The sequence below is a fragment of the Rhodococcus sp. NPDC058532 genome (assembly GCF_042719255.1).
Taxonomy (GTDB): Bacteria; Actinomycetota; Actinomycetes; order Mycobacteriales; family Mycobacteriaceae; genus Rhodococcus_G.
The window spans coordinates 11376-26462 of record NZ_JBHXNU010000009.1 but is presented as its reverse complement, the minus strand read 5'-3'; the positions used below and the strand labels follow the sequence as shown (position 1 = coordinate 26462).

25 protein-coding genes are annotated in these 15087 nt (G+C 66.5%); 22 read left to right on the top strand and 3 right to left on the bottom strand.

The annotated features are described in order from the left end of the window. Positions 1-8 precede the first annotated feature (8 nt). Complete coding sequence (locus tag ACFWQG_RS12785; protein WP_378507996.1) at positions 9-1400, bottom strand: wax ester/triacylglycerol synthase domain-containing protein; 1392 nt, start codon at positions 1398-1400, stop codon at positions 9-11. Between the two features lie 65 nt (positions 1401-1465). Continuing rightward, positions 1466-2362: a glycosyltransferase gene (locus tag ACFWQG_RS12780; RefSeq protein WP_378507995.1), complete on the bottom strand. Its 897-nt coding sequence runs from the start codon at positions 2360-2362 to the stop codon at positions 1466-1468. A gap of 185 nt (positions 2363-2547) precedes the next feature. Here ACFWQG_RS12780 and ACFWQG_RS12775 point away from each other — a divergent pair, with 185 nt between their 5' ends. Beyond that, complete coding sequence (locus ACFWQG_RS12775; RefSeq protein ID WP_378507994.1) at positions 2548-3957, top strand: wax ester/triacylglycerol synthase domain-containing protein; 1410 nt, start codon at positions 2548-2550, stop codon at positions 3955-3957. Here ACFWQG_RS12775 and ACFWQG_RS12770 read toward each other — a convergent pair. Beyond that, complete coding sequence (locus ACFWQG_RS12770; protein ID WP_378507993.1) at positions 3932-4408, bottom strand: hotdog fold domain-containing protein; 477 nt, start codon at positions 4406-4408, stop codon at positions 3932-3934. The two genes, ACFWQG_RS12775 and ACFWQG_RS12770, sit on opposite strands and share 26 nt — an antisense overlap. 567 nt (positions 4409-4975) lie before the next feature. On the opposite strand from ACFWQG_RS12770, the gene rpsJ reads away from it, so the two are divergent. The 21 genes from rpsJ to rplO all read left to right on the top strand — a co-directional run bounded on the left by rpsJ (position 4976) and on the right by rplO (position 14938). Beyond that, positions 4976-5281, top strand: coding sequence for a 30S ribosomal protein S10 (rpsJ, locus tag ACFWQG_RS12765; protein ID WP_003938093.1), 306 nt, complete (start codon positions 4976-4978; stop codon positions 5279-5281). Positions 5282-5301: 20 nt separating this feature from the next. Continuing rightward, positions 5302-5958 (top strand): 50S ribosomal protein L3, encoded by a 657-nt coding sequence (gene rplC, locus ACFWQG_RS12760; RefSeq protein ID WP_378507992.1) that lies wholly within the window; start codon positions 5302-5304, stop codon positions 5956-5958. Then, complete coding sequence (rplD, locus tag ACFWQG_RS12755) at positions 5955-6626, top strand: 50S ribosomal protein L4 (protein WP_378507991.1); 672 nt, start codon at positions 5955-5957, stop codon at positions 6624-6626. The genes rplC and rplD overlap by 4 nt, the downstream gene beginning before the upstream one ends. After that, positions 6623-6928: a 50S ribosomal protein L23 gene (gene rplW, locus ACFWQG_RS12750; protein WP_378507990.1), complete on the top strand. Its 306-nt coding sequence runs from the start codon at positions 6623-6625 to the stop codon at positions 6926-6928. The genes rplD and rplW overlap by 4 nt, the downstream gene beginning before the upstream one ends. A gap of 40 nt (positions 6929-6968) precedes the next feature. Then, complete coding sequence (gene rplB / locus ACFWQG_RS12745; protein ID WP_378507989.1) at positions 6969-7805, top strand: 50S ribosomal protein L2; 837 nt, start codon at positions 6969-6971, stop codon at positions 7803-7805. 13 nt (positions 7806-7818) lie between these two features. Then, on the top strand, positions 7819-8100 hold the full coding sequence (rpsS, locus tag ACFWQG_RS12740; RefSeq protein ID WP_005518370.1) for a 30S ribosomal protein S19: 282 nt from the start codon (positions 7819-7821) through the stop codon (positions 8098-8100). Then, on the top strand, positions 8097-8498 hold the full coding sequence (gene rplV / locus ACFWQG_RS12735; protein ID WP_378507988.1) for a 50S ribosomal protein L22: 402 nt from the start codon (positions 8097-8099) through the stop codon (positions 8496-8498). Before rpsS ends, rplV begins: the two co-directional genes overlap by 4 nt. Continuing rightward, positions 8498-9292: a 30S ribosomal protein S3 gene (gene rpsC / locus ACFWQG_RS12730; RefSeq protein ID WP_378507987.1), complete on the top strand. Its 795-nt coding sequence runs from the start codon at positions 8498-8500 to the stop codon at positions 9290-9292. Before rplV ends, rpsC begins: the two co-directional genes overlap by 1 nt. Positions 9293-9295: 3 nt before the next feature. Beyond that, the gene (gene rplP / locus ACFWQG_RS12725) at positions 9296-9712 is read left to right on the top strand and encodes a 50S ribosomal protein L16 (protein ID WP_378507986.1); all 417 of its coding nucleotides are present in this window, start codon (positions 9296-9298) and stop codon (positions 9710-9712) included. Continuing rightward, the gene (gene rpmC, locus ACFWQG_RS12720; RefSeq protein WP_378507985.1) at positions 9712-9948 is read left to right on the top strand and encodes a 50S ribosomal protein L29; all 237 of its coding nucleotides are present in this window, start codon (positions 9712-9714) and stop codon (positions 9946-9948) included. Before rplP ends, rpmC begins: the two co-directional genes overlap by 1 nt. Beyond that, positions 9945-10232 (top strand): 30S ribosomal protein S17, encoded by a 288-nt coding sequence (gene rpsQ / locus ACFWQG_RS12715; protein ID WP_378507984.1) that lies wholly within the window; start codon positions 9945-9947, stop codon positions 10230-10232. The genes rpmC and rpsQ overlap by 4 nt, the downstream gene beginning before the upstream one ends. Before the next feature lie 281 nt (positions 10233-10513). Beyond that, a complete protein-coding gene (gene rplN / locus ACFWQG_RS12710; protein WP_007531925.1) occupies positions 10514-10882 on the top strand; it encodes a 50S ribosomal protein L14 in 369 nt (122 codons plus the stop codon). Continuing rightward, positions 10882-11196: a 50S ribosomal protein L24 gene (rplX, locus tag ACFWQG_RS12705; protein WP_007531926.1), complete on the top strand. Its 315-nt coding sequence runs from the start codon at positions 10882-10884 to the stop codon at positions 11194-11196. Before rplN ends, rplX begins: the two co-directional genes overlap by 1 nt. A 1-nt stretch (position 11197) precedes the next feature. Then, entirely contained in the window at positions 11198-11764 is a 567-nt protein-coding gene (gene rplE / locus ACFWQG_RS12700) for a 50S ribosomal protein L5 (RefSeq protein ID WP_378507983.1), read from the top strand. 2 nt (positions 11765-11766) lie between these two features. Beyond that, positions 11767-11952 carry a type Z 30S ribosomal protein S14 gene (locus ACFWQG_RS12695; protein ID WP_050063877.1) on the top strand — a complete coding sequence of 62 codons (186 nt, stop codon included), beginning with the start codon at positions 11767-11769 and terminating at the stop codon, positions 11950-11952. A 323-nt stretch (positions 11953-12275) separates the two neighbouring features. Next, positions 12276-12674, top strand: coding sequence for a 30S ribosomal protein S8 (gene rpsH / locus ACFWQG_RS12690; RefSeq protein WP_378507982.1), 399 nt, complete (start codon positions 12276-12278; stop codon positions 12672-12674). Positions 12675-12688: 14 nt separating this feature from the next. Then, positions 12689-13228: a 50S ribosomal protein L6 gene (gene rplF, locus ACFWQG_RS12685; RefSeq protein ID WP_378507981.1), complete on the top strand. Its 540-nt coding sequence runs from the start codon at positions 12689-12691 to the stop codon at positions 13226-13228. A 1-nt stretch (position 13229) separates the two neighbouring features. Beyond that, positions 13230-13637, top strand: a complete 408-nt coding sequence (gene rplR, locus ACFWQG_RS12680; protein WP_378507980.1) for a 50S ribosomal protein L18 — start codon at positions 13230-13232, stop codon at positions 13635-13637. A 31-nt stretch (positions 13638-13668) separates the two neighbouring features. After that, a complete protein-coding gene (gene rpsE / locus ACFWQG_RS12675) occupies positions 13669-14316 on the top strand; it encodes a 30S ribosomal protein S5 (RefSeq protein WP_378507979.1) in 648 nt (215 codons plus the stop codon). After that, positions 14316-14495, top strand: a complete 180-nt coding sequence (gene rpmD, locus ACFWQG_RS12670) for a 50S ribosomal protein L30 (protein WP_378507978.1) — start codon at positions 14316-14318, stop codon at positions 14493-14495. Before rpsE ends, rpmD begins: the two co-directional genes overlap by 1 nt. A 2-nt stretch (positions 14496-14497) precedes the next feature. Next, a complete protein-coding gene (gene rplO, locus ACFWQG_RS12665) occupies positions 14498-14938 on the top strand; it encodes a 50S ribosomal protein L15 (RefSeq protein WP_378507977.1) in 441 nt (146 codons plus the stop codon). Positions 14939-15087 lie beyond the last annotated feature (149 nt).

The window sequence follows — 15087 nt, the reverse complement described above, 5'->3', positions numbered from 1 at the left end:
TGGCCGGGTCACCTGGTGATGTCGAAGTAGGCGCTGCGAAGCAATTCGCGGTAGTGATCCGGGTCCGGCATCATCGCGAGATCGACGGTGAACGTAATAGTGAGTACATCATCTCCAGTGGAAGCGACCATGTGGGCGAGTCCGGTCCCGTTGTCGATGATCGGGACGCATCGGATCTCAACAATCGCGGCGCTTCCGAGGACGAGCGGCTCGGGTTCGCGCATGTAGTTGGAGACCGTTGTGGAGCATCGATTGTCGCCCTGATGCCCCCGGCGGCGCTCCATCCATGCCGCAAAGCGGCCGAGGAAGGTAGGGATGGCCGCTGCGCATTCCACCGACTCCATCAGCAGCGGATGCTCACGTCGGTGCCGCTCCGTTGAGACGGATGCGGCGATCGCTGCCAGTCGTGATCGGTCGTCGGTCTCCTCGACGTGAAGATCCACGAGCATCGATGCGACCTGATTAGCTGCGTCCAACTCAAACGACCCGCGAACACTCTTCGGTACGTGTGCCGCTAGTGAGAGCGTATCGCTCTCGGGTCGCCCCTTCAGGTACGTGGCCAGCGCAGCGGACACGGTGGCCAGAATGACATCGTTCACGGTCGCCTGCGCCTCGGTAGCACGAAGGGCGCGAGCATCCTCCAGGGGCAATCGGATGCTTCCGACGGTCCGGGTGGGACCGATTCTGGCATTGAAGCGTGTCGGTGTTCGGTCCTGCTGGAGTTCCGGGATCCGTCCGGCCGCAACTTCGGCGGCAAGTTCGCGTCGAAGGATCTTCAGCCTGCGGACGCTGCGGGCATGGCGAACCAGTTGCCGCGGAACTGTGGCCAAAGCGGCAGGGAGTGCGGGTGCCCGATGTGAGCCGCGGAAGGCGGAATGACCTGCGATAAGTGGGCCCGGTGCGCTCAACAAGCTTCGACCGAGATCGGCGCTCGCGATGCCATCGGCGGCGCTGTGGTGGACCTTGAAGACGAACACATTGCAGGGTGCTCCTCGATCGTGCGCGCCCAGGACAAGACGTGCTTCCCAGGGCGGGCGAGTGAGATCCATCCGAGTGCCCGAGATTGCCGCGAGCACCTCGTCGACGGTGGTGCCAGCTGGGGGCACATCGACGAACACATGGTTCGCGATGTCGAAGGCATCGTCGTGAGCCCAGCGTGGCGGCGCGATGTCGAGCGGAGCCCGGACCAGCGCATCGGTGAAGACGGTGCTGGAGTGGATTCGCGCCGCGATCCACTCGATCAAGGCTGGCGCCGAGCGCGGGAACGACTTGTCCGGCGCCGACGGGTCGAGGAGGTACGCATTGACGATCGCCTGCGGAGAGTGGTCAGTTTCCGCAATGAGGAATGACGAATCCAGGTAGGACAACTCGCCCGGCATCGGTGTTGTCGCAGAGAGCATCCCTGTGTCCTTCGGGTGCTGGGTGCACGGCGCGCACGAGTGGTGTTGACGTGTTGGACGGTCGTTCAGTTGACTGACGAGGCGTATGCCCGGCCGGTGATCCGGTCCTGTTCGGGTGAGAGCATCCGCCCGAGCGAGAAGCGTTGCGATTCCGGGTTGTAGGCGCGCGTCGGGAGCCACGTGACGAGGTGGACAACCCGGTTGTTCCACACCTCAATCCGAGTGGCGCGCGCCTCGTGCGCCATTTCGTGTGCCCTGTAGGTGCGCGTCAGCAGGTTGGTATAGCGCCAGTAGGCGACCGGATTGGTGCGGAACCGGCGGGCTGACGTCTCCGCCTGCATCCCGAGGATGAACGCGATCGAGTAATCACACTTGCGGACACACAGCGACAGATCCAGATCGTCGTGGATGTCGGTGCGATCGGAAATGGCAGCACGCACCGACGCCCACGCGGACCTGCGAATCGCCATGTTTCCACCCGGCGCCATCGCGAGTCCGACCACGCCGAGACCGTCCGTCGATGCGGCGCGCGTTCTCGCGATCAGCCGCTCGTTCGACTTCGCGAACGTCTTGCGGAACGGGGAGTCAAACGGCAACAGGGGGCCCGTCGCGGCACCAACCGAGTCGGGGGCAGTCGCGAAGTACTCCCGGATAGCGCGGGCCCACCCGGGCTGCGCCAGGGTGTCGGCATCGAGGCGGGCGACGATCTCCGAGGTCGCGGCGTTGAGGCCTGCATTCCTCGCGAAGGTGACGCCTGCCCGGGCCTCGTTCACCAGACGCAGTTTGGGCTCTCGGGCCTGAATGCCCTGCACGATTGCTTCGGTGTTGTCGGTCGAATCGTTGTTAACGACCACGATCTCCGCGATCTCGTCGATCTGAGCGAAGACGTTCGTGAGGGTCGCTTCGATGTTGTCCTCCTCGTTGAAGGCGGGGATGACAACGGACAGCGAAGGAAGCGGCATGGCGTCAAACGTTATCGGCGAAAGGCGGCGTCCGAGAAGCCGAGATGGCCAAGTTCATTCAATCGGCGGACCCGCTGGATGGGCATGGCGTACGAGTTGCTCATCGCTGTGTCATTCATCTGAACGACACGCATGAGTACCTGTGATTTCGGTGCGTAGGTGTTGATCCGTGATCCGATCGACGGATGGGGAGGATCACTGAAGGCATCGGCAAGGTCTCGATTCCGCTGGCTCCGCGCGACGCGGCCAACGTCTACGGCGAGTCGGATCGGGGACCCGCGACCATCGTCGATGTCTACGTCTTCGATGGCGTGACGCGCGAGGTCACCGGGGATTCCGTGGCCGACTGGATCGCCGGGCGGCTGACCTGTTCGCCGATACTCACCGCCCGTTTGCACCGGATGTTCGGTGAGCTCGATTACCCGGCGTGGATCACCGACGAGGATTTCGACGTGCGTGACCACGTCACCGTGGTGCCCGGCGACACTGAGTGGGGCTCGGCGAAGTGGATCATCGCCGGCCGGGTCAATGCGCGGATGGACCTCACCCGGCCGCCGTGGGACATCACCGTTCTTCCGAACGTGTCCGGGATCGGAGGGGGCTTTCCCGACACGGCGACGGTGGTGGTTCTGCGCTTCCATCACTCGGTGGGGGATGCCGTGGCCACCGCGGCGATCGCACGGCGACTGTTCGACGGCAGTCGGACTTCCGCGGTGGCCATGCAGCCTGTGCCACGGCCGACCGGCGCGGCCGCCGCTGTGCTGCGGGTCCCGGCCCGGCTCGTACGGTTCGGCGGCGCGCTCGTGACCGGGGCCCGCGCCGCCCGGGCAGTCGACCTGGCGGCCGCCCGCGGCGAACTGGTCAAGCCGCAGGGGCGCTGGCCGCGAACGCGATTCAACCGCCGCCTCGCCGGGGTGCCCGGAGTCGCGGTGCAGTTCTTCGACCTCGCCGACCTGGCAGCGATCAGATCGACCGTCGCCGGAGCGACGGTCAACGACGTCATGCTCACCGTCATCGGGGGTGCGATGGGCGCCTACCTGGACGAGGCGGGGGAGAAGCCCGGCCGTTCGTTGGCCGCGAAGATGCCTATCGCGACCGACGACGACACCGACACGGCGAACAAGTTCGCGCTCGGGTCCGTCGACCTTCACACGGACGTCCCGGATGCGACCGAGCGACTGCGGAAGGTTGCCGCGACCACGCGCGCGGAGAAGGACCGGCAGAACCATGCGGCGGTCGCCGCGCAGCGCACCGTGTCCGAGCGCATTCCCGCGTTCGTCACCAGGTTCGTCGGGGCCCGCGCCGCCGCGGGCGCAACACCCCCGGAGGTGGTGTCCACCGGCAACACCCTGATCTCCAACGTCCCGAGCCGGGCGGCAGGCGCGACCTTCGAGGGCAAGCGCATCATCGGGTCGTTCGGAGTGCTGACCCTCAGCGACGGAGATGGCCTGGCGCACTTCGTCTCGTCCGTCGGCGACCGCGTGTCCCTGTCGGTGACGGTCGACAGCGCGGCGATGCCGGATCTCGGTCGCTACGAGGACCTGTTGACGGCGGAATTCGATAAGCTCGCTACCGCGGCGTCACCCAGATCGTGATGTCCGCGTGCACCACCTCGGCGCCGTTCCGGTCCCGGATCGTGACCGGGACAACGAGGTCGGTGCCGTCGGTGATCGCGGCGAAGTCGGGGAGCGCGGGCAGCTGCGCGACGGCGTGCAGTCCCGTCGTCGCCTTCCCCAGGTACTGCGTGTGCATCGCCTTCGGGATCCAGCGGTGCGTGGTCGGGACCGTCGCCTCGGCGAGCATCCCCATCGCGGCCTCCGCCAGATTGCACGCCGCGATCGCGTGGAAGGTGCCGATGTGGTTGTGCACCCCCCACCACTTCGGGGACCGCACCTCGCAGCGGCCCGGCTCCAGCGCGGTGACGCGGGGGAGCACCGTCGCGAAGTACGGCACCCGCGCGCACATGCCGAGGGAGAACAGCACGGAACCGACGCCGTTCCTCGGCAGACGCTGCCAGCTGCGGTAGGTCGGGGACTCGATGGCCATGCCCGAACCTTACTTAAAAGTAAGTTCAGGGCCAAGGGGGTCGGCCGCCCGGAGTTGAAGTCCGCGCCGCGCTACGGCATACTGTTCAGGTTGCCTGGGCCAGGGACGTGCACGCGCACGGCCTCCGCCCGGCGGTTGAGGGTCGAGATCAGCACGTTCCGGTGGAGGTTTCACCGGACTGCCGGTCGGGCCGAAGCAGAACAAATCGTCGCAAGACGGAAGCAGTGACCACCTGCGCTCCACCCGGAGCGCAGCCCGGGACACATTTTCCGTCGCCGATTCGTGTGTAAACGCGGGTCGGGGACGGAGCGGGAGGGCGACACGCCCGACCGCGTGGACCGGGGACAGTTCCATGACAGATGAACAGCGGCAGCGGATCGGAATCCCGATCGGCATCGGACAACGAGTCCCAGGACCCTGCGTCCCGATCGCCAACGTTCTTCTTCGCCCGGAAGTGGGTGGGAACTGTGCAGACGAGGTAGCCCCTGACGGGTCTACGTGCAAACGAGCAGCATCCCCGGATGCTGCGAAGGCCTAATCACATCGGGCAAGGAAGAGGACACAAGCGTGGCGGGACAGAAGATCCGCATCAGGCTCAAGGCCTACGACCATGAGGCGATCGACGCGTCTGCGCGCAAGATCGTCGAGACGGTGACCCGTACCGGGGCCCGTGTGGTCGGACCGGTGCCGTTGCCGACCGAAAAGAACGTGTACTGCGTTATCCGTTCGCCGCACAAGTACAAGGATTCGCGCGAGCACTTCGAGATGCGCACCCACAAGCGGCTCATTGACATCCTCGACCCGACGCCCAAGACGGTCGACGCGCTCATGCGCATCGACCTGCCGGCCAGCGTCGATGTCAACATCCAGTGAGCGCGGCGGAGACAACAACAATGACTGAGAACAAGATCACGGGCATCCTGGGCACCAAGCTCGGCATGACCCAGGTCTTCGACGAGAACAACCGGGTCGTTCCGGTCACCGTCGTCAAGGCCGGACCGAACGTCGTCACCCAGATCCGCACCGAGGAGCGCGACGGCTACAGCGCCGTCCAGCTCGCGTACGGCGCGATCGACCCCCGCAAGGTGAACAAGCCGACCACCGGCCAGTTCGCCAAGGCCGGTGTGACCCCCCGCCGCCACATCGTGGAGCTGCGCGTCGCCGACGCCGGCGAGTACGAGGTCGGCCAGGAGCTCACCGCCGCTGTGTTCGAGGACGGCGCCTACGTCGACGTCACCGGCACCTCCAAGGGCAAGGGCTTCGCCGGCACCATGAAGCGTCACGGCTTCGCCGGTCAGGGCGCCTCCCACGGTGCGCAGGCCGTGCACCGTCGCCCGGGCTCGATCGGTGGCTGCGCCACCCCCGGCCGCGTGTTCAAGGGCATGCGCATGTCGGGCCGCATGGGTAACGACCGCGTCACCACGCAGAACCTCTCGGTCCACAAGGTGGACGCCGAGAACGGTCTGCTTCTGATCAAGGGTGCGATCCCCGGCCGCAAGGGCGGCCTCGTGATCGTCAAGACCGCAGTGAAGGGTGGTGCGTCCGCATGACCGAGACCGCAACCAAGCTCACCCTCGACGTCCGCAACGCCGACGGCGGCACCAACGGCACCGTCGACCTGCCCGCCGAGATCTTCGACGTCCAGGCCAACATCGCGCTGATGCACCAGGTCGTCGTCGCTCAGCTGGCCGCGGCACGTCAGGGCACGCACTCCACCAAGACCCGCGGCGAGGTCCGCGGCGGTGGCAAGAAGCCGTACCGGCAGAAGGGCACCGGCCGCGCCCGTCAGGGCTCGACCCGCGCGCCGCAGTTCGCCGGTGGTGGCACCGTCCACGGCCCGAAGCCGCGCGACTACAGCCAGCGGACCCCGAAGAAGATGAAGGCCGCCGCCCTCCGCGGTGCCCTCTCCGATCGGGCCCGCAACGAGCGCATCCACGTGATCACCGAACTGGTGGCGGGTCAGACCCCGTCCACCAAGTCCGCCAAGAAGTTCCTCGGCGAGATCTCGGATCGCAAGAAGGTCCTGCTCGTCGTCGGACGCGAGGACATCGCGGCCTGGAAGAGCGTGCAGAACCTCGAGGGTGTGCACCCCATCGCCCCCGACCAGCTGAACACCTACGACGTGCTCAACAGCGACGACGTCGTGTTCAGCGTCGAGGCGCTCAACACGTTCGTCCACGGCCCGGCCGAGTCGGCGCAGAAGGAGGAGAGCAAGTGAGCACCATCGCCGATCCCCGCGACATCCTGCTCGCGCCGGTCATCTCCGAGAAGTCCTACGGACTGATCGAGGAAGGCACCTACACCTTCCTGGTGCACCCGGACTCGAACAAGACGCAGATCAAGATTGCCGTGGAGAAGGTCTTCGGCGTCACCGTGACCAGCGTCAACACCGCCAACCGTCAGGGCAAGCGCAAGCGGACCCGGTTCGGCTACGGCAAGCGCAAGAACACCAAGCGCGCGCTCGTGACCCTCTCGGCCGACAGCAAGCCCATCGAGATCTTCGGAGGCCCGGTCGCGTAAGCGGGCGGGACTTGACGAGATATAGAGGACGAGAAGACTCATGGCAATCCGTAAGTACAAGCCGACTACCCCGGGCCGTCGCGGCTCGAGCGTCTCGGACTTCGCCGAGATCACTCGGTCGACGCCCGAAAAGTCGCTCATCCGCCCGCTGCACGGGCGCGGTGGTCGTAACGCGCACGGTCGCATCACGACCCGGCACAAGGGTGGCGGACACAAGCGCGCCTACCGGCTGATCGATTTCCGTCGCAACGACAAGGACGGCGTGCCGGCCAAGGTCGCGCACATCGAGTACGACCCCAACCGCACCGCGAACATCGCGCTGCTGCACTACGCCGACGGCGAGAAGCGCTACATCATCGCGCCGAAGGACCTCAAGCAGGGTGCACGGGTCGAGTCCGGTGTCGGCGCCGACATCAAGCCCGGCAACAACCTGCCGCTGCGCAACATCCCGACCGGTACCACCATCCACGCGGTGGAACTGCGTCCGGGCGGCGGCGCCAAGATGGCCCGCTCCGCCGGTGCCAGCATCCAGCTCCTCGGCAAGGAGGGTCCGTACGCGACCCTGCGCATGCCGTCGGGTGAGATCCGCCGCGTCGACGTGCGCTGCCGCGCCACCGTCGGCGAGGTCGGCAACGCCGAGCAGTCGAACATCAACTGGGGCAAGGCCGGCCGCATGCGCTGGAAGGGCAAGCGCCCGACCGTCCGCGGTGTCGTGATGAACCCGGTCGACCACCCGCACGGTGGTGGTGAGGGTAAGACCTCCGGTGGTCGCCACCCGGTCAGCCCGTGGGGTAAGCCGGAAGGCCGCACCCGCAAGCCCAACAAGCCGAGCGACAAGCTCATCGTCCGCCGCCGGCGTACCGGCAAGAAGCGCTAGGAGGGAGTGAAGAATGCCCCGCAGTCTTAAGAAGGGTCCGTTCGTCGACGACCACCTCCTCGCGAAGGTGGACGTGCAGAACGAAAAGGGCACCAAGCAGGTCATCAAGACCTGGTCCCGTCGTTCGACCATCATCCCGGACTTCATCGGTCACACGTTCGCCGTCCACGACGGTCGCAAGCACGTGCCGGTGTTCGTGTCCGATTCGATGGTCGGTCACAAGCTCGGTGAGTTCGCACCGACCCGCACGTTCAAGGGTCACATCAAGGACGACCGGAAGAGCAAGCGTCGATGAGCACTGAAACTCAGAACCCCACCGCCAAGGCGGTCGCGCGCCACGTGCGCGTGACGCCGATGAAGGCCCGTCGTGTCGTGGACCTGGTTCGTGGTCGTTCCGTCGAGGACGCCCTGAACATCCTCAAGTTCGCGCCGCAGGCCGCCAGCGAGCCGGTCGCCAAGGTCGTTGCCAGCGCCGCTGCCAACGCCGAGAACAACCTCGGCCTTGACCCCAGCACGCTGGTCGTCGCCACCGCGTACGTGGACGAGGGTGCCACCCTCAAGCGTTTCCAGCCGCGTGCCCAGGGCCGTGCGTTCCGGATCCGCAAGCGCACCAGCCACATCACGGTCATCGTGGAGAGCCTGCCGAAGGCCGGAACCTCGACCCGCAACCGCCGGAAGGGAAGTGCTCAGTAGTGGGCCAGAAAATCAACCCGCACGGCTTCCGCCTGGGTATCACCACCGACTGGAAGTCCCGCTGGTACGCCGACAAGCAGTACGCGGAGTACGTCAAGGAAGACGTCGCGATCCGCAAGCTCCTCGCCACCGGCATGGAGCGGGCAGGCATCGCGAAGGTGGAGATCGAGCGCACCCGTGACCGGGTCCGCGTCGACATCCACACCGCGCGTCCGGGCATCGTCATCGGCCGCCGCGGCGCCGAGGCCGACCGCATCCGCGCCGCCCTCGAGAAGCTGACCGGCAAGCAGGTCCAGCTGAACATCCTCGAGGTCAAGAACGCGGAGGCCGAGGCCCAGCTCGTCGCGCAGGGCGTCGCCGAGCAGCTCAGCAACCGTGTCGCGTTCCGTCGCGCCATGCGCAAGGCCATCCAGTCGGCCATGCGTCAGCCGAACGTCAAGGGCATCCGGGTGCAGTGCTCGGGCCGTCTCGGCGGTGCCGAGATGTCCCGCTCGGAGTTCTACCGCGAGGGTCGCGTCCCGCTGCACACGCTGCGCGCGGACATCGACTACGGCCTCTACGAGGCGAAGACCACCTTCGGCCGGATCGGCGTGAAGGTGTGGATCTACAAGGGCGACATCGTCGGTGGCAAGCGTGAGCTGACCGCCGCCGCGCCGGCAGGCGACCGCCCGCGTCGCGAGCGTCCGAGCCGCCCGCGTCGTTCCGGTGCCTCGGGCACCACCGCGACCAGCACCGAGGCCGGTCGCGCCGCCTCCGAGGCCCCGGCCTCGACCGAATCGAATCAGGAGGGCTGACGCATGTTGATCCCACGTCGGGTCAAGCACCGCAAGCAGCACCACCCGAGCCGTTCGGGTGCGGCCAAGGGTGGCACCCAGGTCACGTTCGGTGAGTACGGCATCCAGGCTCTCGAGCCCGCCTACATCACCAACCGTCAGATCGAGTCCGCTCGTATCGCCATGACGCGCCACATCAAGCGTGGCGGCAAGATCTGGATCAACATCTTCCCGGATCGCCCGCTGACCAAGAAGCCCGCCGAGACCCGCATGGGTTCCGGTAAGGGTTCGCCGGAGTGGTGGGTCGCGAACGTCAAGCCCGGTCGGGTCATGTTCGAGATGAGCTACCCGAACGAGGAGATCGCTCGCGAGGCCCTGCGTCGCGCGATGCACAAGCTCCCGTGCAAGTGCCGCATCGTCACCAGGGAGGAGCAGTTCTGATGGCTACTGGAACCCCCGCCGCGGAGCTCCGCGAGCTCACCGAGGAGGAGCTGGTCACCAAGCTCCGCGAGTCGAAGGAAGAGCTGTTCAACCTTCGCTTCCAGATGGCGACCGGTCAGCTGGACAACAACCGTCGCCTGCGCACCGTTCGTCACGAGATCGCGCGCATCTACACCGTTATGCGCGAGCGTGAGCTCGGCCTCGCCGCCGGCCCGGGTGCGGGTGACGCGGCATGAGTGAGAACGAGAAGGACACCGCAGTGACTGAAGAGCGTGGGACCCGCAAGGTCCGCATCGGCTATGTCGTCTCCGACAAGATGGAGAAGACGATCGTTGTCGAGCTCGAGGATCGCGTCAAGCACAAGCTGTACGGCAAGATCATCCGCCGCACCACCAAGGTGAAGGCGCATGACGAGAACGGCCTCGCCGGCGTCGGCGACCGCGTGCAGCTGATGGAGACCCGACCGCTGTCGGCGACCAAGCGCTGGCGTCTGGTCGAGGTGCTCGAGAAGGCCAAGTAGGCCCTCGCGTTCCTCCCGGCGTTGGCACCAGCTGCCCGCGCCGGATGCAGCACTGTCGAACGGCCCGTCCCGGACTTCCGGGGCGGGCCGTTCGGCTGTGACAGGGATCCCCACCTGCGTGAATCGGGTGTCACCGATTTGGCTTCGCGGTGCGGATTCCCTACACTAGGGCGGTTGCCTGTGCCTCCGCATGCCCGCGTGCGGGTACGGATGGGCGGCAGACCGCGCGTATCGGGTCGGTAATCCGCTACGTACGAAAATCCAGGTCTTAGGAGAGATCAGTGATTCAGCAGGAGTCGCGACTGCGCGTCGCCGACAACACGGGTGCCAAGGAGATTCTCTGCATCCGCGTTCTCGGTGGCTCGTCCCGTCGCTACGCCGGGATCGGTGACATCATCGTCGCCACCGTCAAGGACGCCATCCCGGGTGGAAACATCAAGAAGGGCGAGGTCGTCAAGGCCGTCGTCGTGCGCACCACCAAGGAGCGCCGCCGTCCGGACGGCTCGTACATCAAGTTCGACGAGAACGCCGCCGTCCTGATCAAGCCCGATCACGACCCGCGTGGCACCCGCATCTTCGGACCCGTCGGCCGCGAGCTGCGCGACAAGAAGTTCATGAAGATCGTCTCGCTCGCCCCGGAGGTGCTGTGATGAAGGTGCACAAGGGTGACACCGTTCTGGTCATCGCCGGCAAGGACAAGGGCGCCAAGGGCAAGGTCATCCAGGCCTACCCGGCGACCGACAAGGTCCTCGTCGAGGGTGTGAACCGGATCAAGAAGCACACCGCGGTCTCCGCGAACCAGCGCGGCGCCTCCTCCGGCGGCATCGTGACCCAGGAGGCCCCGATCCACGTCTCGAACGTCGCGGTCATCGACTCGGACGGCAACCCCACCCGCGTGGGCTACCGCACCGACGAGAACGGCAAGCGGGTTCGGATCTCCCGTAAGAACGGGAAGGACATCTGAGATGACGAGCACTGAGAACAAGATCCAGCCGCGCCTGAAGCTGCGCTACCGCGCCGAGATCAAGGACGCGCTGAACGCGGAGTTCAAGTACGACAACGTCATGCAGATCCCCGGCGTGGTCAAGGTCGTCGTCAACATGGGTGTCGGCGACGCCGCCCGCGACGCCAAGCTGATCAACGGCGCCGTCGCGGACCTCGCGCTGATCACCGGTCAGAAGCCGGAGATCCGCAAGGCCCGCAAGTCCATCGCGCAGTTCAAGCTGCGTGAGGGCATGCCGATCGGTGCCCGCGTCACCCTCCGTGGCGACCGCATGTGGGAGTTCCTCGACCGTCTCGTGTCGATCGCGCTTCCGCGAATCAGGGACTTCCGTGGCCTGTCCGGCAAGCAGTTCGACGGCAACGGCAACTACACGTTCGGCCTCAACGAGCAGTCGATGTTCCACGAGATCGACGTCGACAAGATCGACCGCCCGCGGGGTATGGACATCACCGTCGTGACCACCGCCACCAACAACGACGAAGGCCGTGCCCTGCTCAAGCACCTCGGCTTCCCGTTCAAGGAGAACTGAGCATGGCGAAGAAGGCACTGGTCAACAAGGCCAACAAGAAGCCCAAGTTCGCGGTCCGCGCGTACACCCGCTGCCAGAAGTGCGGCCGGCCGCACGCGGTCTACCGCAAGTTCGGCCTCTGCCGCGTGTGCCTGCGCGAGATGGCGCACGCCGGCGAGCTGCCGGGTGTCCACAAGAGCTCGTGGTGATCTCACCCGTTCGACGGTGACACCACCAGTGTGACAGGCGAGGGGCGCGGACCTGAAAAGGTCCGCGCCCCTTGTTGTTTCCGTGCCCCGCCGCGGCGGGGGAGGGGCGGCCACCTGGGGCGATTTGGCCTGGCCAGGGGTTTTGCCTACACTAGAGCGGTTGCCTGTGCCACGACGACCCACGTTGCGTCGTCACGGACCGGGCGACATGCATTCATTCCGGTCGACGATTGTCGGTCGGACCAGCCGAATTGTTGTAGGCCCACGACCGGGCGACCGGTGTTGCATGGGAACCGCAGCGAGAAAGGTGTCGAGGTCTAACCATGACCATGACCGACCCGATCGCAGACTTCTTGACGCGTCTGCGCAACGCCAACACGGCGTACCACGACGAGGTGAAGCTGCCGCACTCGAAGATCAAGGCGAACATCGCCGAGATCCTCAAGCGCGAGGGCTACATCTCCGACTACCGCACCGAGGACGCCGAGGTGGGCAAGACCCTCATCGTCGACCTCAAGTACGGCCCCACCCGCGAGCGCAGCCTCGCCGGCGTCCGCCGTGTCTCCAAGCCCGGTCTCCGGGTGTACGCGAAGTCCACCAACCTGCCCAAGGTTCTCGGCGGCCTCGGCGTGGCGATCATCTCCACGTCCTCCGGTCTGCTCACGGACCGTCAGGCGGCCAAGCAGGGCGTGGGCGGCGAAGTCCTCGCCTACGTCTGGTAAGGGAGGCCACCACAATGTCGCGTATTGGAAAGATTCCGGTCACCGTCCCCTCGGGTGTCGAGGTGACCATCGACGGCCAGGACGTCGCGGTGAAGGGCCCGAAGGGGCAGCTGTCGCTGACCATCGCCGAGCCGATCGCCATCGCCAAGGGTGAGGACGGTGCCCTGCTGGTCACCCGTCCCGACGACGAGCGTCGCAGCCGCGCGCTGCACGGCCTGTCGCGCACCCTCGTCGCGAACCTCATCACCGGTGTCACCCAGGGGTACACCACCAAGATGGAGATTCACGGCGTCGGCTACCGCGTCGCGCTCAAGGGCCAGGACCTCGAGTTCGCGCTCGGCTACAGCCACCCGGTCCCGATCGAGGCGCCCGAGGGCATCTCGTTCGCGGTCGAGTCGCCGACCCGGTTCTCGGTCTCCGGCATCGACAAGCAGAAGGTCGGCCAGATCGCCGCCAACATCCGTCGTCTGCGCAAGTCCGACCCGTACAAGGGCAAGGGCATCCGCTACGAGGGTGAGCAGGTCCGCCGCAAGGTCGGAAAGACGGGTAAGTGATATGAGCCAGACTGCAAACCAGAAGGCCAAGCGAATCCCGCTGGGCAAGGACGTGTCCACCACGCGTCGTCTGTCGAAGACGCGTCGTCACTTCCGTCTGCGCAAGAAGATCTCCGGCACGCCCGAGCGTCCCCGTCTCGTCGTGAACCGCTCCTCGCGTCACATCCACGTCCAGCTCGTGGACGACCTCGCAGGCCGGACCCTGGCCGCGGCGTCGACCATCGAGGCGGACCTGCGTGCCGCCGAGGGCGACAAGAAGGCCCTGAGCGCCAAGGTCGGTCAGCTGATCGCCGAGCGCGCCAAGGCTGCCGGCATCGACGCCGTGGTCTTCGACCACGGTGGCCACGGCTACCACGGCCGCATCGCGGCCCTGGCCGATGCCGCTCGCGAAGGCGGGTTGAAGTTCTGATGACGAAGATTTCTAACGGAAGGACAGTCTGATGCCGGGACGTCAGAGGCGTGACGGCGGCAGCGGACCCGCCGGACAGAATGGCCCCAACACCGGGGACAACCGCGGTGGCGACCGCCGTGGCGGTCGTGACGATCGTCGCGGCCAGGCGGCACCGAAGTCGGACCACATCGAGCGTGTGGTCGCGATCAACCGCGTGTCGAAGGTCGTCAAGGGTGGTCGGCGTTTCAGCTTCACCGCCCTCGTGATCGTCGGCGACGGCAACGGACTCGTTGGCGTCGGCTACGGCAAGGCCAAGGAAGTTCCCGCGGCCATCCAGAAGGGTGTCGAGGAGGCGCGCAAGGGCTTCTTCCGCGTGCCGCTCATCGGCAGCACCATCACCCACCCGGTGCAGGGCGAGGCCGCTGCCGGCGTCGTCATGCTCCGCCCGGCCAGCCCGGGTACCGGTGTGATCGCCGGTGGTGCGGTGCGTGCCGTGCTCGAGTGCGCGGGTGTGCACGACATCCTTGCCAAGTCGCTCGGTAGCGACAACGCGATCAACGTCGTGCACGCGACCGTTGCCGCCCTCAAGGGTCTGCAGCGTCCGGAAGAGGTTGCGGCCCGTCGTGGCCTGCCCCTCGAGGACGTGGCCCCGGCCGGCATGCTGCGTGCCCGCGCACAGGCTGGGAGCGTGAAGTAATGGCAGATCTGAAGGTCACTCAGGTCAAGAGCTCGATCGGGACCAAGCAGAACCAGCGCGACAGCCTGCGGACGCTCGGCCTCAAGGGCATCCGCAAGAGCGTCGTCCGCGAGGACAACGCGCAGAACCGCGGCCTGATCAACGTGGTTCGACACCTCGTCACAGTTGAGGAGGTCTAACCATGACCATCAAGCTGCACCACCTCCGGCCCGCGCCGGGCGCCAAGACCGACAAGACCCGCGTCGGCCGTGGTGAGGGTTCCAAGGGTAAGACCGCCGGTCGCGGCACGAAGGGCACCAAGGCCCGCAAGAACGTGCCTGCCGCCTTCGAGGGCGGGCAGATGCCGCTGCACATGCGGCTGCCCAAGCTCAAGGGCTTCACGAACCCGAACCGGGTCGAGTACCAGGTTGTCAACGTCGCCGACATCGCTCGGGTGTTCCCCGAGGGCGGCCAGATCGGCATCGACGAGTTCGTTGCCAAGGGCCTGGTCCGCAAGAACCGTCTGGTGAAGGTTCTCGGCGACGGTGAGCTCACGGTTGCCGTGCAGGTGACCGCGAACAAGTTCACCGGCTCCGCCAAGGAGAAGATCGCCGCTGCCGGTGGGACCACCACCGAGCTGTAGCGATTCGGCTCTGCAGACCGCGACGGCCGCGGGGAGGCGCTCGTCGTTGCTCGTGGGTTGACCCTGGTGGTGGGTTCTGGGGTCTCTCCGCGGTCTCCTCCCCCCCCACCCCCCGCGACCCTTGGTCCCCCCCCACACCCCGCGCCCCT

Coding starts and splice junctions, on each gene's coding strand:
- ACFWQG_RS12775 (WP_378507994.1), top strand. CDS start 2,548: ATGGGGAGGATCACTGAAGGCATCGGCAAGGTCTCGATTCCGCTGGCT.
- rplP (WP_378507986.1), top strand. CDS start 9,296: ATGTTGATCCCACGTCGGGTCAAGCACCGCAAGCAGCACCACCCGAGC.
- rplD (WP_378507991.1), top strand. CDS start 5,955: ATGACCGAGACCGCAACCAAGCTCACCCTCGACGTCCGCAACGCCGAC.
- ACFWQG_RS12770 (WP_378507993.1), bottom strand. CDS start 4,408: ATGGCCATCGAGTCCCCGACCTACCGCAGCTGGCAGCGTCTGCCGAGG.
- ACFWQG_RS12695 (WP_050063877.1), top strand. CDS start 11,767: ATGGCGAAGAAGGCACTGGTCAACAAGGCCAACAAGAAGCCCAAGTTC.
- rplB (WP_378507989.1), top strand. CDS start 6,969: ATGGCAATCCGTAAGTACAAGCCGACTACCCCGGGCCGTCGCGGCTCG.
- ACFWQG_RS12780 (WP_378507995.1), bottom strand. CDS start 2,362: ATGCCGCTTCCTTCGCTGTCCGTTGTCATCCCCGCCTTCAACGAGGAG.
- rplO (WP_378507977.1), top strand. CDS start 14,498: ATGACCATCAAGCTGCACCACCTCCGGCCCGCGCCGGGCGCCAAGACC.
- rpmD (WP_378507978.1), top strand. CDS start 14,316: ATGGCAGATCTGAAGGTCACTCAGGTCAAGAGCTCGATCGGGACCAAG.
- rpsQ (WP_378507984.1), top strand. CDS start 9,945: ATGAGTGAGAACGAGAAGGACACCGCAGTGACTGAAGAGCGTGGGACC.
- ACFWQG_RS12785 (WP_378507996.1), bottom strand. CDS start 1,400: ATGCTCTCTGCGACAACACCGATGCCGGGCGAGTTGTCCTACCTGGAT.
- rplE (WP_378507983.1), top strand. CDS start 11,198: ATGACGAGCACTGAGAACAAGATCCAGCCGCGCCTGAAGCTGCGCTAC.
- rpsE (WP_378507979.1), top strand. CDS start 13,669: ATGCCGGGACGTCAGAGGCGTGACGGCGGCAGCGGACCCGCCGGACAG.
- rpmC (WP_378507985.1), top strand. CDS start 9,712: ATGGCTACTGGAACCCCCGCCGCGGAGCTCCGCGAGCTCACCGAGGAG.
- rpsH (WP_378507982.1), top strand. CDS start 12,276: ATGACCATGACCGACCCGATCGCAGACTTCTTGACGCGTCTGCGCAAC.
- rplX (WP_007531926.1), top strand. CDS start 10,882: ATGAAGGTGCACAAGGGTGACACCGTTCTGGTCATCGCCGGCAAGGAC.
- rpsS (WP_005518370.1), top strand. CDS start 7,819: ATGCCCCGCAGTCTTAAGAAGGGTCCGTTCGTCGACGACCACCTCCTC.
- rplF (WP_378507981.1), top strand. CDS start 12,689: ATGTCGCGTATTGGAAAGATTCCGGTCACCGTCCCCTCGGGTGTCGAG.
- rplR (WP_378507980.1), top strand. CDS start 13,230: ATGAGCCAGACTGCAAACCAGAAGGCCAAGCGAATCCCGCTGGGCAAG.
- rplC (WP_378507992.1), top strand. CDS start 5,302: ATGACTGAGAACAAGATCACGGGCATCCTGGGCACCAAGCTCGGCATG.
- rplV (WP_378507988.1), top strand. CDS start 8,097: ATGAGCACTGAAACTCAGAACCCCACCGCCAAGGCGGTCGCGCGCCAC.